We start from the raw sequence: 13,756 nt of genomic DNA, 5'->3' as shown, positions 1-13,756 counted from the left end.
AGAGGACGGTGACTTATGCCAAGCAATACACCTAATATTGATTTATATAAAAAGAATCCCACGACCGATGGTGGAGATACATTTAACATAGAAACCATGTTAAATGAAAACTGGGACAAGATTGATGCAAGGTTTGGTTCCGGTATGTTGAACGATGACTTGATCGGCAACCGGACGGCAACAGATAACGTTACGCCTGCGTTTACAGGAAAAATCACGCCCTTGTTGTCCAGCCTATTCACACTGGTTAAGGGTGTCACAGGCAAACCAAGCGCGCTAACGGCACCACGCACCACACTGGAGAATGCAGTTAAGCGTGACGGCGATACGATGACGGGCACATTGACGGTGCCCAAACTGATTTCTACCGTAGCGACGGGTGCAGCACCGTTCGTGGTGGCAAGCACCACGCAGGTGGATAACCTGAATGCGGACATGGTGAATGGATACCGTTTGAATCAAAGCGTTAAAACAACGGATAGTCCAACGTTTGCAGGAGTAAACGTCAACAAAAGTGGTGATGATGCTGCGGTGAGGTTCGCCAATACAGGAGCTGGCGGGAGGACCTATTTATTATCTTCGGGATCAGGCTCATCCGGTCTTGGTGCTGGAAACTTTGGTATTTGGGATGACGTCGCCGGGAGGAGATTCGTCATCGATAGTGGTGGTCATGGTCGTTTTTATAACTCGCTCTCTTTAGCTGATGACAATACTCCCAATGATGCTACGCTCCACATCAAAGATTCGACTGGCGGACAAGCTAGACTTACCCAAATGAGTCCGAAAGGTTCTTCGAAAGATGCTCTGAATATTGTGGCTTCCAAAAGCGCCGCGAGTACTGATCAGTGGTGGGCATGGGGGGTTAATGCCGCCAATAAATTCCGAATTAATGTTGGAACTGTATTTAGTATAGCTGGTTTAGGTTTGACAATTGACAGCAATTCTAACATGTTCCTCGGATCCATAGATGGGATCAGTACTGCTGGAACATCGCCAACAGCTCGACGTATCTTCTCGGTGAAAGGTATTACAGATTCCGCTATTATCGAGCTTGCGCAGGGGACAGTGGCCGACGCCGCCAATGTAATGGCTGGCCAAGTATATTTTTCTGATTCCAGCAATACAGCGAGTGAAAAAAGGTTAAGCGGTATTGTGGGTTATACAGATAGTAACTCCGCTACAGCCAATGCCCGTGGTGGAGCTATCTCCTTTTACACCCGGAGTGATGGAACTGGCGGAACGTATACGGAAAAAATGCGAATTGATATGAGTGGCCGAATAGGTATCGGAACGACGGATCCGCAGGCAACTTTAGATTTAGGTGCAGGAAGCGGACAAAGGCTCTATATATATAAAAGTGCGGGTGTCAGACTTGGACTTGGTATCGACATGTCTGGGATAGCAGGCAGAGAGTTAGCTTTGTTCGCTGCAGCTTCGAATGCAAATTATGACAATGATGCCAGAGTTTCGATCGGCGGCAGAGTTGATGCTACAGGTGCATATATGCAATATGCCAATTTCCAATCCAACGGTCTCTGGCTCGGGAAGCCATCTGTGAATGATGCTGATTCTTCCACTAGGAAAGTTATCACATTTCAAAACGGCGGATTCGCTCCACCTGGAGGCTTTCACGTCAATTCCAACGGGGATAAAGTTATATTATTCGATAGCGTTGGTGCTAATTATGATGGCAGAATCGGTGTAGGCCAAGGTAGTAATATGTGGTTTAAATCTAGCGGAGCTGGTTCTATCGGTTCATTCGAATTCTATGTAGGCTCTGCGCCTACCAAAACTTTTTCTATAGGCTATAATGGAGCATTGGCCCAAAGAGCAGATAACAATTGGGCTTATAACAACGCAACCTTTTCGGTATACAACTCCACGGCTAATCCCTCAACTATAGGCATGTACAATGCTAATTTTGGTGGATCAATTGTGTTGGGGTACTCTGGGTTTAATGGATTCCAATTTTATAATACTGCAGGGAGTTATGCAACCGTTGCTTTGGGTGAGTTGCAATCAACGAATGTTGTTACGCCGCTGATAAATAGTAAAAACATTTTTGACTCAACTACACACAGCAATGCAGTGGGGTTAGCAATCGGTATTCCTTGGCGGAATTTTGGAACAAATCATAAGCTCGTCGATAATAGTGACGGTGGCTATGGCGGAGGTAATGTCAATTCCGCTAGCGCTTGGCAGGTTAGTTACGGACTCCTTGTGGGTTACAACGGAGGGAGTACCTACGGCGTCAAAGTAGATCGCGCGCGGCAGGCAGAAGGCTTGCGCGTTTATTCTGGCTCCGATCCCACTGCTGCCGTTGGTGAAATGTGGATGAGATCCGATTTGTAAAGGAAGGAGCGAAAACATATGGCTCGCCGGGGAATGATCATGGTAAAAAACCAATTGCATGAAGGTTTTGTTCGCGTATATGATGTCGCTGATGTAGCACAATCTTCATTGCGCATTCAGACTGCTACTACAGCAGCTGCTTTTAATTTGGTTGCTCCTGGTACCGGTGATACCGGAATACGGGTTATGACGGCGGCTGGAGTACGTGAAATCAAAAGCTACTTGTATGCTGCTTATGAGGATGTATCCTATCGTGACAATTATCCGGGTTATAGTTTCGGCGGTACGGAGCGAATTTATTATGGCGGTGGCTATTGGATGGATACGAGTCCAAATGTAATGACTACACCGCGTGCCCGTACCTACTCAGGAAGATTTGTATTGAACTTTGCTGCAGGAGCTAGTAGCGCAGTGTTGAATCGGACCTGGTACTTATGGGTTGATAATGGGAATGGATTTTACAATACAGGTTTAGGTACTTATGTGACGACTACTAGTGTGGATTATGCAGTTGAAACCAGCTTTGGTGAAATGACGATCAACAAATTTCTTTTTGCTCCTGTAGGATCGTTGGGTGGCGCAAGTTGGTCATGGTATGTATTTTGTCAGTATTGGGACTATAAAATTAATCAATGGGTCGTTCACTAAAGAGGGGAGGATTACAATGCTGTATGTAAAATTATTGGCGAATGGACATGCGCAACTTGCCAAAACGCTCATCAAACTGAATATTTTTGATGATTTGCCTGAAGCATTCGCAAGTTATCAAATAAAAGGAAATAAAGTTGGCTGCTTTACCGAAACAGAGCAACGCGAGATTACCGATTTAGCGGATGATTTAGAGATCACTTATAGTGTCGAGCCTTTAACGTGGGATGCGGCTATACACACCATGATATATGGAGATGCGTATAGCAATGGAGCAACCTTCGCCGATGAGGCAGCTATCCTGAATTGTTTGGTACGTATCGATGCTAGCGCAGAAGAAGTGGAGAGCAAATCTGAGGTTGCCTATACGATTGTAGCCCCGCCATTTATTTCAACCATTTACGTAGTTGTACACGCTGCATTGACAGAAGGATGGCTTTCGAATACAGCTTTGGATATTCCATTGACAAACGGAGAAGGTACCAAAGTATTCAACTTCGGATTGCCCAATACGTATCGCTTAGAATTTACTTGCCATGAATTTGGTAGCTCCAATGAAAAAAAATTGCTGGTCGTGCCTGAAAGCAATCCGGCTCCCCCAGTTCCTGATTTTGCCGACGTACTGCAATCTATACGATCTGAAAATGAACAGTTGAAACAGCGCCTCCAGGCATCAGAGAGCGCTATTTTATTTCTTATGGACTTGGCATAGAGTGGGAGGAAACAGCTATGTATGAATTTGTGCTCAACATGTGGATTATGAACCGAGTTACAGAAGAAAAGGTCCAAACTTACATTTCAAAGGGATTTATTACGCAGACGGAAGCCAGCAAGATTATAACAGTACCACAGCAAGCTTAAAATACCAATCCAATTGAGAGAAGGAACTTAAAATGGCAATTATCCAACCTAAATTAGAAATCGTAGTAAACCCTGCAGCTCCGGTACAGGAGGTTTGCGAAGTGATTACTGCCCTATCAGCGTATCATCCCAGTAAAGAAGTAGAGATCCTTACGGGCCTTATGCAAGCTATTGGTGGACGCTTGCAGGAGCTGGAGAAGTCATCCGAGCAAGAAGAACCGACAATACCGGTTGTATAGAGATGGTCCGGTTTTGACTCCATCAAGCCTTATCTTGATGCGATACTTGAATCGAAACGATTCTGATTCAGCAGTATGAGTAGATCCACCAATATCCTTTCAGTTTTTATCAAAAGGAGATGTCCCTCAGCAGCCAAGCTGCTGGTGAGGGACATCTCCTTTTTCACGTCATAAATACTCGCGTTTTATGATTGTTTTCTAAAAATCGATCGCCAGCCGAACACCTTGGCTTTAACCAGGAGCTTGCTCGTCCAATGAGAGAGAACATGCAGCACAATAAATAGGATTATCAACGGCTTGAATAGAAGCCAGGCGACGACCCAGGTGAGGAAGATTTGCCACGGCTTCATCCTTTTGATAAATGAGGGCAAAAGAAGCAAGCGGTAAAACCAATAGCTTTTTTGCAGGCTTTTCAGGTATTCCTGGCGGATCTGTGCATCTGTGGGATCGAGTCTTATTGCATTTTTCAAATACTCCTGTTCCTTATCGTAGTCGCCTCTTTTTTCGGCGGCCCAGGCCAGATAGAGAAAGGTTTGATCGTGATCCGGATTCTGGAACAAGGCGGCTTGCTCAGATGCCAGCGAAGCCTGGAAATTGCGGGCATTGGCATGCAGATAGCTATCTCCAGCCAAGTACAAGGAGTTGTCGGGAGCCAACTGCAGCGCTTGGTCGAGTTCTACTCTTGCTTGCTGAAGCTTGCCCTTTTTATGATACAAATTAAAGCTGAGGAACAAATAATGGCTTTCATAGGGATCGATACGCTGCGCTTCCTTGACCGCCTGCAAATACTCCTTTTCCTTACCTTGGGAATATAAAACAATGACACGCACGAACCAGCCAATTTTATTCTCGGGGTCATATTTCAGAGATTCCGCCGACCAATGCAGGGCTTTGTCATACTTACCGGATTTCATATAGATTTGAGCAAGCATCCCATAAGCATTGGCATTTTCGGGCTCCTCCCTGAGCCACTGCTCGGCCTCAGAAATCGCTTCGTCAAAGCGTCTCCAATTTGTCAGCTGAAACACCCGGGTCATATGATCAGATTGCTCATAACGCAAGGACACCGCAATCACCTGCAGCCTTCTGCTTATTTGATTCGATAGGTTTTGATATACTCCAGCACATGCTCATAGTCTTTGTTAATATCGCTGAAGGTTGCATAATTTTTGGCTGTTGAAAACCAATCCAGAGTGGTCGCCTTGCGGCCCGTTACACTCTTTTTCAGATCGTGGTCCGTAATGGGCTGGATGTCTCCGCTCTCCAAGGATCGCTCCAGAGCTTGCTCAATTGCATCCCGGACCACCTGCTCAAGGTCGGCACCTGAGAAGTGTGTAGTTTGCTCAGCCCACTTCTTCAGATTCAAAGGCTCCTGCGGCTTGCCCTCCAGCTTCAACCCCAGAATTAATTCCCTCTCGGCAGCTTCCGGCGGTGGTACAAATACCAGATGATTAAAGCGTCCTGGGCGGCGCAGCGCAGAATCCAGATACCATGGCGTGTTGGTAGCACCAACCACGAGCACCTCATGATTGTACGATTGCAGGCCATCCAGCTCCGTTAGCAGCTGATTGACGAGCATACGATCGTGGTGCTGATGCATGTGATGACGACTCCCGCCCATTGCGTCAAGCTCATCAATAAAAATGACACACGGTTTTTCGGCGCGAGCCTTTTCGAAAAAATCATGTAAATTGTGCTCGCTCTGCCCCGCATACATCGATAAAATAGCCTGCAGCTCAATATGAAGGAAATTGGCATTAATCTCACCAGCGATAGCACGGGCGAGAAAGGTTTTGCCGCAGCCGGGAGGGCCATAGAGCAGTAAGCTGCCGCCAGCGGTTTTACCGAATGCCTGGAACATTTCCGGCTGCTTGAGCGGTAGTATAAAGTTCATACGAATTTTCTTCTTGATCTGCTCCATGCCGCCAACCTGCTCAAACGTAATACGGGGTTGTTCCACTTCAACCAGATGATTCCGCTCTTTATTAAATGAAATTACCTTTAATTTGTTCCTTCTTTCGTCTTTACCTTGGGTATCATCGGACATTAGCTTCAACTCCTTAAAGGGTAAGAAGAACATCATCCATTCGAACTTGAATTTAATATGATTTTATCAGCAAAGCCACGGCGGTTTCAAGTTTCTTGACTTCATGGCAACGGGTTGTTGTTCTGAAAATAACGATGTGATTGGTAAAATAAACGCCTCAGTATCGATTTTGATGATCTGTTTCGATTTTGAAGGTTTACTTTTCCATAGGCTTGTAGCAACAATGGCAATAGAGTGCACTCTAACCATTTGAAAGCGTTTTAAAAAATGAAAAGGGCGTGTGCAATGGTAAAGCGTAAACAAGTTTGTGCGTTGGTGGTGTTCATTTATTTATTGGTAACGATGCTCCCGATCTCCGCCGCTTATGCCGCAGATGCGAAGTTTATCATCCCGATAACCAACGTAACGGCAAGCGGCAATGATGGCAACGAACCGAAAAATGTACTGGACGGCAATTTGACTACCCGCTGGTCGGCTAGTGGCGATGGGCAATGGATTCAGTTTGATTTGGGGACAGACCTCAAGAAGCTGGCTTATGTAAAAATGGCCTTTTTGAACGGTGATACACGCACATCGACCTTTGATATTCAAACCTCCACGGACAATGTAACCTTTACGACAGTGCGCTCTAACGTCACGAGCAGCTTGAGTGCAAGCCTGCAAACCTTTGATTTTACGGATGTAGATCCGGTTCGTTATGTGAAAATTATCGGGCACGGCAACTCTGTGAATGCGTGGAACAGCTACACGGAAGTGGAGATTTACGGAGACGCATCGGCAAACAATGCAGCAGTAGACGTCAAATTGACGGTCCCTGCAGCTTCGATCAGCGATAGCGGCAATGACGGCAACATTCCGGCTAATACAGTGGACGGGAATACAGCGACCCGTTGGTCGAGCAACGGTGATGGTCAATGGATCCAATACGATTTGGGGTCCAACAAGACGGTAGCTTATATCAAGCTGGCTCCTTTTAACGGCGCTGCAAGAACCTTTACCTTCGATATACAGACATCTGCAGATAATGTGACGTTTACAACGGCGCGGTCCAATGTGACCAGCAGCTTGAGTGATGCCCTGCAGACATTTGATTTCCCCGATGTGTCGAATGCCCGTTATGTGCGAATTGTTGGCCATGGTAATTCGAGCAGCACATGGAACAGCTACAGCGAGGTTGAAATATATGGGCACAGTGAAGCGAGTACAGGTGTGGTGAACGTGTCGACGGCGGTCCAATTGGCGACCGCGATTAGTAATGCGTCTGCAGGCACAACGATTGTACTGGCGAATGGCAACTACTCGGCTTCAGGCCCGATCCAGATTGCTGGTAAAAACGGTACAGCCAGCAGCCCGATCAAGCTTATTGCGGCGAATCAGGGTCAAGCAATTATTAATGGCGGTGCATTTTTTTATGTGCAGAACTCGTCTTATGTGACCCTCGAAGGACTGAAATTTACGCAGCCAGGCAGCTCAACGAACGCATCGTTTGACAAATCGGCTGTTATTTTGGACGGATCGAACAATATAAGGCTGACACGCAATTTGTTTGCTTTATCAGAGAGTGGTACCAATTCGATGTGGGTTCAGGTCAGGGGTGTGAACAGCCATCATAACCGGATCGACCACAATGATTTTGGCGGAAAGAAGGATACGGCTCCGCTCATTGCGTATGAGGGCGATGGCAACGGCAATATTTCGCAGTATGATACGATCGAATACAACTATTTCCACGATGTCGGTCCCTGGGTAGCGAACGGCAAGGAAACGATACGTTTGGGATTGTCCGGAATTTCGTTGTCCAACGGGTATAACACGATCCAGTACAATCTGTTTGAGAACTGTGACGGTGAGCCGGAAATCGTATCGGTCAAAAGCAGCAACAACATAGTCCGGTATAATACGTTTAAAACCTCTAAGGGTGGGCTGACGTCCAGACACGGCCACAGCAACAGCTTCTACGGCAACTTCTTTCTTGGAGACGGGGTTGAAACCGAGGAGGCAGGAATCCGAATTTACGGCAACGATCATAAGATCTACAACAATTACATGGAAAATCTGACACAAAGCGCAATCATCATCGACAGCGGTAGCTTTGATGGCGGAACGGGTGGTTATCCGCCGAATCCGACACCGACACAGTTAACGGCACAATGGAAGGTTTATCGCGCACAGGTCGTCAACAATACGATAGTGAACAGCACCTCGGGAATCATCGTCGGATCGGGTAAAACCTATGCTCCAGAGGACGTCAAGGTGGCTAACAATATTGTGAAAAATTCAACAGGAACGCTCTATAATGAAGCGGCTACGACGAATACCGTGTTCGAAGGCAATATCGGTTATGGCAGCACCTTGAACAATAAATCAAGAACGACTGGTGAAATCCGTCTTGCTGACCCGTTGTTCAGAACTTTTAACGGGCTGCAAAAGCTATCATCCACCAGCACAGCCGCGATTAACTCTGCAGTTGGCAGCTATACGTACGTCACCACGGACATGGATGGAGAAACCCGTTCCATAAACGATGTGGGTGCGGACGAATATTCCGCCTCAACCGCTATTCCTGTCGTTCATCAGCTATCGCCTTCCGAGGTAGGAACGAACGCCCCATAGGGCTAGGTGTGTAAGCCGAGTATAGAGATGTGAACTGAAGGTCCGTTCCTCCGTGAACGGACTTTCGATTTTGATGACCCTTTTGAGGTTTTGACGATACCCAAATGACAGCCATTCATCGGATAATGACGATAAGGATGGAGGGAACACAAATGGCTACTATCTTTGTCGTTGATGACGAGCCGATTATCGGAATCGGATTGAAAGCGTTAATTGGAGAATACAAGCAATTACACGATATTCAGACGTTTACGGATAGTGTGAAGGCACTATCGCAGATGGTATCGAATCCGCCCGATGTACTGCTAACCGATATTCGGATGCCTCGAATGGACGGTTTGGAGCTGTGCAGACAAGTCCAGCTGCATAAGCTGTCCACACAAATTGTGGTTTTGTCGGGCCATGGGGACTTTGCTTATGCTCAAAAAAGCATGTCCTATGGAGCCAAGGAATATTTGCTGAAGCCGATCACCGAAATCGAGCTTTTTCCAGTGCTGGATAAGCTGCTTGCAGAACGGGAGGCCCCGGTATTTTCTTATGCCGATTTGGAGCGATGGATCGATCAATTGGAACAATCCATATGGATGCTGGATCGGATACGCGTACAAGAGCTGCTCGCGCAGGGCAAGGATGAGCTATTGGTGGGCGTTACAGGTGCTCATCTGCGCCAGAGGGTGTTTGACGGTATGATGCTGCTCGCCAGAAAGCTGAATGCCCGTGGCGTGTATCAATTTGAAACGGAATCATGGATGGCAACCAATGCCGAGCCTGCGTTGACTTACGAGCGGTTCCAATCGGAGATAGCCGCTTGGCTTCAGCAATTGGGCTCACAACGTAATCACGAAACGATCAATGTACTTGAAGCGGCTCTCTGTTATATCGATGCGAATCTGTTCGATGAGAACCTTACGCTTGACCGGGTTGCCGAGCGATTGGGTATTACGCCAACCTATTTCAGCCACTATTTCAAGAAAAAAACGAATGAAACCTTTGTTCAATATCGCTTGCGCAAACGAATGGAGAAGGCGAAGCAGCTGCTTGCTGTTCCGCATCACAAGATCATTGATATTGTCGGCGAGATCGGCTATGACAGCTATCCCCATTTTTCCAGAACCTTTAAGAAATCAACCGGTTATTCACCTACCGAATATCGCGCTTTGCTGGGGATCCAGTAATGAAAAAAAGTTTGGGGCGTAAAATTTATATTTATTTTGTCATTATTATTGCATTCACCTTGATCAGTGTGGCATTCACCGGATATTGGCGCTCGGCGAGCGAGCTGGAGAACCAATACGAAGGACTGCTCACGCAAATTGTTGATAATGTGGTTCACGAAACGGATCTGTTTTTGAAAAATTATGAGCGAGCCACAGTTTCGATTCTTACTTCTCCGTTAGTGAAGGAAACGTTGGATCTTCCAAGGGGCTCCAACTTCTATACAGCCGAAAATGCGATCAAAACAGGTGTGTTCCAATCGGTTCTGATCAACAATCCGGAAATTTCGATGACCTACATCGTGGGCTATAACGGCTTTCGGGCAACGGATTTCAATATTCACATCGTCTCGTTTAATTATAAAGGCTTTGAAGAATACGTGGATCAGCTTAAGGAGGACACAGCGTTAAATGGAAAGCTGATGATTCGGGATTCTGGATTTCTGGATGGCCATCTCACACTTGTGCGTCAGTTGGGCGACAGAACCTCCTCCAAATCGTTCAAGGGCATGATGGGCTTCGAGCTGCGGATTGGAGAGCTGAATACACTTTGGAAGGGCATCAAGCTCGGAAAATCGGGATACTTCTTCATCGTCAATGAGCGAGGCAAAATCTTATATCATCCTGATTCGCAGCGTATCGGCAAGCAGCTGGACGGAAATCAATACCAAGCGGTGGAGGCCAATATGGATCAGACCTTCGAGCTGCCAGGAGAGCCAGGACGTGTGTTTTTCAGTCGCAAATCGGAGTATTCGGGGTGGACGCTTGTAGCCAGCATGTCACTTGATGAGCAGCGCCAGCCGATCTCCGATCTGCGCCAGACGACGATTATCGTGGGTATCCTGACCCTGGCATTAGCTTCGCTGCTAGCGTATCGATTCGGACAATCGATCATCCGTCCGGTCCGTTTGCTGGAAAGCGGGATGCGGCAGACAGAAAGAGGGCAGTGGACGAGAGTGCCGCTGACAGGAAGTCGAGATGAGATGGATCAGCTCATATCCAGCTATAACACGATGGTAGCCCGACTGGAGGAGCTGGTGGAACGCGTGTATGAAACGGAGCTGCATAATCAGGAAAATTTATTAAAGCGCCAGCTTGCTGAATTTCAGTCGCTGCAGCTGCAAATCAACCCGCACTTTTTGTACAACACGCTGGAAATTATTATTTGCTATGCCGTTATCCAGAAGTCAGGGGAAATCAAGGACATCGTCCGTTCCCTATCCTATATGCTGCGGTATTCGATCCGCACCGATCTGGAGCAAATTACAGTCGCCAATGAGCTGAAGCATGTGCTTTATTTTATGGCGATTATGAAATACCGGATTCAGCGCGATTTTGAAATTGACGTTCGCATACACCCGGATTGGCTGCTGAACAATATGGTTCGGCTAACGCTGCAGCCCTTGATTGAAAATGTGTTCAAGCATGCGTTTCAGGAGGGTATCGACGATTCTCATACGATTGTGATCGACGCTTGGCAGGATTCCGTGGATTTTTGTGTGACGGTAACGGATAATGGCTGCGGCATGGAGCCGGACACATTGTTCAGGCTGAACGAACGGTTGCTGCGCAGCCATGAAGAGAAGTCGGGATCTCAGACTGCCTCCGAAGGAAGCATTGGACTTATAAATGTACACAACCGGATACAGATGGTGTTCGGAGCGCAGTACGGGCTTACCGTGCAAAGCACGAAAGGCGAGGGTACTACGGTGACCATCCGCATGCCCGCCTCCAATGCTCCAACCATCGCAAGCTCCCGAGCATAGCCATCGCAAAAAAAGTCATAGCAGCACAAATTATGAGCATGCTCCTGGATACGCAATTTCGTATGCTGTGTATAAGAAAGACCAGCTCAAACAAAAGCATTCGTTATCGAAAGAAGGAGGGATTTATGGAAGCATCAGCCAATCGAACCAACACCCGACCAGTTGCTTTCTTGAAAAAGGACAGTCTCATGACCAGATTGCGCAAGAACATGTCCAGCCGCTGGCAATTGTATCTGCTCATGCTGCTTCCGATTATTTATTTAATCATTTTCAAGTATGTTCCGATGTACGGGGCTATTATTGCCTTCAAAAATTACATTCCAACCAAAGGAATCTGGGCCAGCGAATGGGTGGGTCTCAAATATTTTTATCGTTTTTTTGAGTCCTATGAATTTGTACGGATTATGCAAAACACATTGCTGCTGAGCTTTTACAGCTTGGTTGCCGGGTTCCCGTTTCCAATCATTTTGGCGCTAAGCCTGAATTATGTGAATTCCAGATTTTTTAAAAAGTCCGTACAGATGATCACGTATGCGCCGCATTTTATTTCCGTCGTCGTCATGGTCGGGATCGTGCTGCAGATGATGGACCCGCGTATCGGACTCATTAACACGCTGATGAGATATATCGGGCTGCCGACCATCAACTTTATGGGCATACCGGAGTGGTTTTCGCATATCTTTGTCTGGTCCGGTATTTGGCAGAACGTCGGGTTTTCCTGCATCGTCTATCTGGCTGCGCTTGCGGCCGTTGATCCTGCACTGCATGAGGCATCCGTCGTGGATGGAGCGAACAAAATACAACGGATGTGGCATATCGATCTGCCAGGCATAATGCCGGTAGCCGTTATTTTGCTGATTATGAACACCGGCCATGTGCTGGATGTCGGCTTCGAGAAAATCCTGCTGCTGCAAAATCCGCTGAACACGAGCGCCTCCGAGGTCATCGATACGTTCGTATACAAGGTGGGCTTGGCATCTACAGCGATTAATTACTCCTATTCGGCTGCAATCGGATTGTTTAAATCAGTGATCAATCTGGTTCTGCTCGTGCTGGTCAACCGAATAGCCAAAAAAGCGGGACAAACCAGTCTCTGGTAGAAAGGAGCGTTATACATGACTGGAACGATAAGAGAGAGTACAGATGACCGAATATTTACGATCGTCAATTACATCATTCTGTTTATTTTTACAATTACGATTTTATATCCGCTTGTCTATATTGTTAGTGCTTCCTTCAGCTCATCCTCGGCGGTTGTTTCCGGCAAGGTTTGGCTGTATCCGGTGGAACCAACACTTGCGGGGTATGAGGCAGTGTTCAAGCACCGACTGATCGGTTCGAGCTTCTTGAACTCGGTATTTTATACGGTAGTCGGTACAGTGATCAATGTGCTCATTACGTTAATCGCAGCCTATCCGCTATCCCGCAAGGATTTTATGCCGCGCAATGTGATTATGGCCCTGTTCGTATTCACGATGATGTTTTCCGGCGGCTTGATTCCATCGTATCTGGTTGTGAAGGGGCTCGGCATGATAGACACCCGCTGGTCATTGATCATTCCGGGAGCTCTCGCTGTATGGAATATGGTTATTGCCCGTACGTATTTTCAAACTACGATACCTGACGAGCTGCTTGAAGCGGCCCAAATGGACGGCTGCAGTGATCTCACCTTTGTACGTAAAATTGTGATTCCGGTGTCCGGTCCGATCATTGCGGTGATTTCCTTATTTTATGCGGTGGGCCACTGGAATCAATATTTTAATGCGCTGTTGTATTTGAAGCATCAGGAGCTGTACCCGATACAGCTGGTGCTGCGTGACATTCTTGTGCAAAACGAGGTGGATGCGTCCATGATTACCGATCTTGCCGATCAGGCGGCGAAGGAAGGCTTGCGGGAGCTGCTGAAATTTTCATTGATCGTGGTTTCAACGCTGCCTGTTTTAATTATTTATCCATTCATTCAACGGCATTTTGTTAAAGGGATGATGATCGGATCGCTAAAAGGTTAAAAAGGGG

12 protein-coding genes are annotated in these 13,756 nt (G+C 46.9%); 10 read left to right on the top strand and 2 right to left on the bottom strand.

Annotated features, from left to right (window positions below):
- Positions 1 to 15 precede the first annotated feature (15 nt).
- From LRL21_RS10125 to LRL21_RS10110, 5 genes are read left to right on the top strand one after another with little or no spacing between them, the layout of a single operon-like run.
- Positions 16 to 2,352 carry a hypothetical protein gene (locus tag LRL21_RS10125; RefSeq protein ID WP_240415659.1) on the top strand — a complete coding sequence of 779 codons (2,337 nt, stop codon included), beginning with the start codon at positions 16 to 18 and terminating at the stop codon, positions 2,350 to 2,352.
- A 39-nt stretch (positions 2,353 to 2,391) separates the two neighbouring features.
- Positions 2,392 to 3,000, top strand: a complete 609-nt coding sequence (locus tag LRL21_RS10120) for a hypothetical protein (protein WP_240415658.1) — start codon at positions 2,392 to 2,394, stop codon at positions 2,998 to 3,000.
- A 16-nt stretch (positions 3,001 to 3,016) separates the two neighbouring features.
- A complete protein-coding gene (locus LRL21_RS10115; RefSeq protein ID WP_240415657.1) occupies positions 3,017 to 3,712 on the top strand; it encodes a hypothetical protein in 696 nt (231 codons plus the stop codon).
- A 17-nt stretch (positions 3,713 to 3,729) separates the two neighbouring features.
- Positions 3,730 to 3,861 (top strand): hypothetical protein, encoded by a 132-nt coding sequence (locus LRL21_RS45600; protein WP_275900678.1) that lies wholly within the window; start codon positions 3,730 to 3,732, stop codon positions 3,859 to 3,861.
- A gap of 32 nt (positions 3,862 to 3,893) precedes the next feature.
- Positions 3,894 to 4,100: a hypothetical protein gene (locus LRL21_RS10110; protein WP_240415656.1), complete on the top strand. Its 207-nt coding sequence runs from the start codon at positions 3,894 to 3,896 to the stop codon at positions 4,098 to 4,100.
- 185 nt (positions 4,101 to 4,285) lie between these two features.
- Here LRL21_RS10110 and LRL21_RS10105 read toward each other — a convergent pair whose 3' ends face one another.
- Together LRL21_RS10105 and LRL21_RS10100 are read right to left on the bottom strand one after the other, a co-directional pair.
- The gene (locus LRL21_RS10105; RefSeq protein ID WP_240415655.1) at positions 4,286 to 5,176 is read right to left on the bottom strand and encodes a tetratricopeptide repeat protein; all 891 of its coding nucleotides are present in this window, start codon (positions 5,174 to 5,176) and stop codon (positions 4,286 to 4,288) included.
- A 14-nt stretch (positions 5,177 to 5,190) separates the two neighbouring features.
- On the bottom strand, positions 5,191 to 6,147 hold the full coding sequence (locus LRL21_RS10100; RefSeq protein WP_240415654.1) for an ATP-binding protein: 957 nt from the start codon (positions 6,145 to 6,147) through the stop codon (positions 5,191 to 5,193).
- A gap of 285 nt (positions 6,148 to 6,432) precedes the next feature.
- On the opposite strand from LRL21_RS10100, the gene LRL21_RS10095 reads away from it, so the two are divergent.
- The 5 genes from LRL21_RS10095 (at position 6,433) to LRL21_RS10075 (ending at position 13,749) form a co-directional block, all read left to right on the top strand.
- Complete coding sequence (locus LRL21_RS10095) at positions 6,433 to 8,760, top strand: chondroitinase-B domain-containing protein (RefSeq protein ID WP_240415653.1); 2,328 nt, start codon at positions 6,433 to 6,435, stop codon at positions 8,758 to 8,760.
- 152 nt (positions 8,761 to 8,912) lie between these two features.
- Positions 8,913 to 9,935 (top strand): response regulator transcription factor, encoded by a 1,023-nt coding sequence (locus LRL21_RS10090; protein WP_240415652.1) that lies wholly within the window; start codon positions 8,913 to 8,915, stop codon positions 9,933 to 9,935.
- Positions 9,935 to 11,740 carry a cache domain-containing sensor histidine kinase gene (locus tag LRL21_RS10085; RefSeq protein ID WP_240415651.1) on the top strand — a complete coding sequence of 602 codons (1,806 nt, stop codon included), beginning with the start codon at positions 9,935 to 9,937 and terminating at the stop codon, positions 11,738 to 11,740. Before LRL21_RS10090 ends, LRL21_RS10085 begins: the two co-directional genes overlap by 1 nt.
- Positions 11,741 to 11,865: 125 nt before the next feature.
- Complete coding sequence (locus LRL21_RS10080; protein WP_240415650.1) at positions 11,866 to 12,840, top strand: ABC transporter permease; 975 nt, start codon at positions 11,866 to 11,868, stop codon at positions 12,838 to 12,840.
- Between the two features lie 15 nt (positions 12,841 to 12,855).
- The gene (locus LRL21_RS10075) at positions 12,856 to 13,749 is read left to right on the top strand and encodes a carbohydrate ABC transporter permease (RefSeq protein ID WP_240415649.1); all 894 of its coding nucleotides are present in this window, start codon (positions 12,856 to 12,858) and stop codon (positions 13,747 to 13,749) included.
- Positions 13,750 to 13,756 lie beyond the last annotated feature (7 nt).

The organism is Paenibacillus periandrae, assembly GCF_022458865.1.
In the GTDB taxonomy this organism is placed as follows: domain Bacteria; phylum Bacillota; class Bacilli; order Paenibacillales; family NBRC-103111; genus Paenibacillus_S; species Paenibacillus_S periandrae.
The sequence above is the reverse complement of the archived record's forward strand: the minus strand, read 5'-3'. Positions and strand labels throughout refer to the sequence as shown.

Bases quoted from the DNA above. Each gene is read 5' to 3' on its own strand.
- LRL21_RS10120 (WP_240415658.1), top strand. From the start codon at position 2,392: ATGGTAAAAAACCAATTGCATGAAGGTTTTGTTCGCGTATATGATGTC.
- LRL21_RS10100 (WP_240415654.1), bottom strand. From the start codon at position 6,147: ATGTCCGATGATACCCAAGGTAAAGACGAAAGAAGGAACAAATTAAAG.
- LRL21_RS10125 (WP_240415659.1), top strand. From the start codon at position 16: ATGCCAAGCAATACACCTAATATTGATTTATATAAAAAGAATCCCACG.
- LRL21_RS10085 (WP_240415651.1), top strand. From the start codon at position 9,935: ATGAAAAAAAGTTTGGGGCGTAAAATTTATATTTATTTTGTCATTATT.
- LRL21_RS10095 (WP_240415653.1), top strand. From the start codon at position 6,433: ATGGTAAAGCGTAAACAAGTTTGTGCGTTGGTGGTGTTCATTTATTTA.
- LRL21_RS45600 (WP_275900678.1), top strand. From the start codon at position 3,730: ATGTATGAATTTGTGCTCAACATGTGGATTATGAACCGAGTTACAGAA.
- LRL21_RS10090 (WP_240415652.1), top strand. From the start codon at position 8,913: ATGGCTACTATCTTTGTCGTTGATGACGAGCCGATTATCGGAATCGGA.
- LRL21_RS10110 (WP_240415656.1), top strand. From the start codon at position 3,894: ATGGCAATTATCCAACCTAAATTAGAAATCGTAGTAAACCCTGCAGCT.
- LRL21_RS10075 (WP_240415649.1), top strand. From the start codon at position 12,856: ATGACTGGAACGATAAGAGAGAGTACAGATGACCGAATATTTACGATC.
- LRL21_RS10080 (WP_240415650.1), top strand. From the start codon at position 11,866: ATGGAAGCATCAGCCAATCGAACCAACACCCGACCAGTTGCTTTCTTG.
- LRL21_RS10115 (WP_240415657.1), top strand. From the start codon at position 3,017: ATGCTGTATGTAAAATTATTGGCGAATGGACATGCGCAACTTGCCAAA.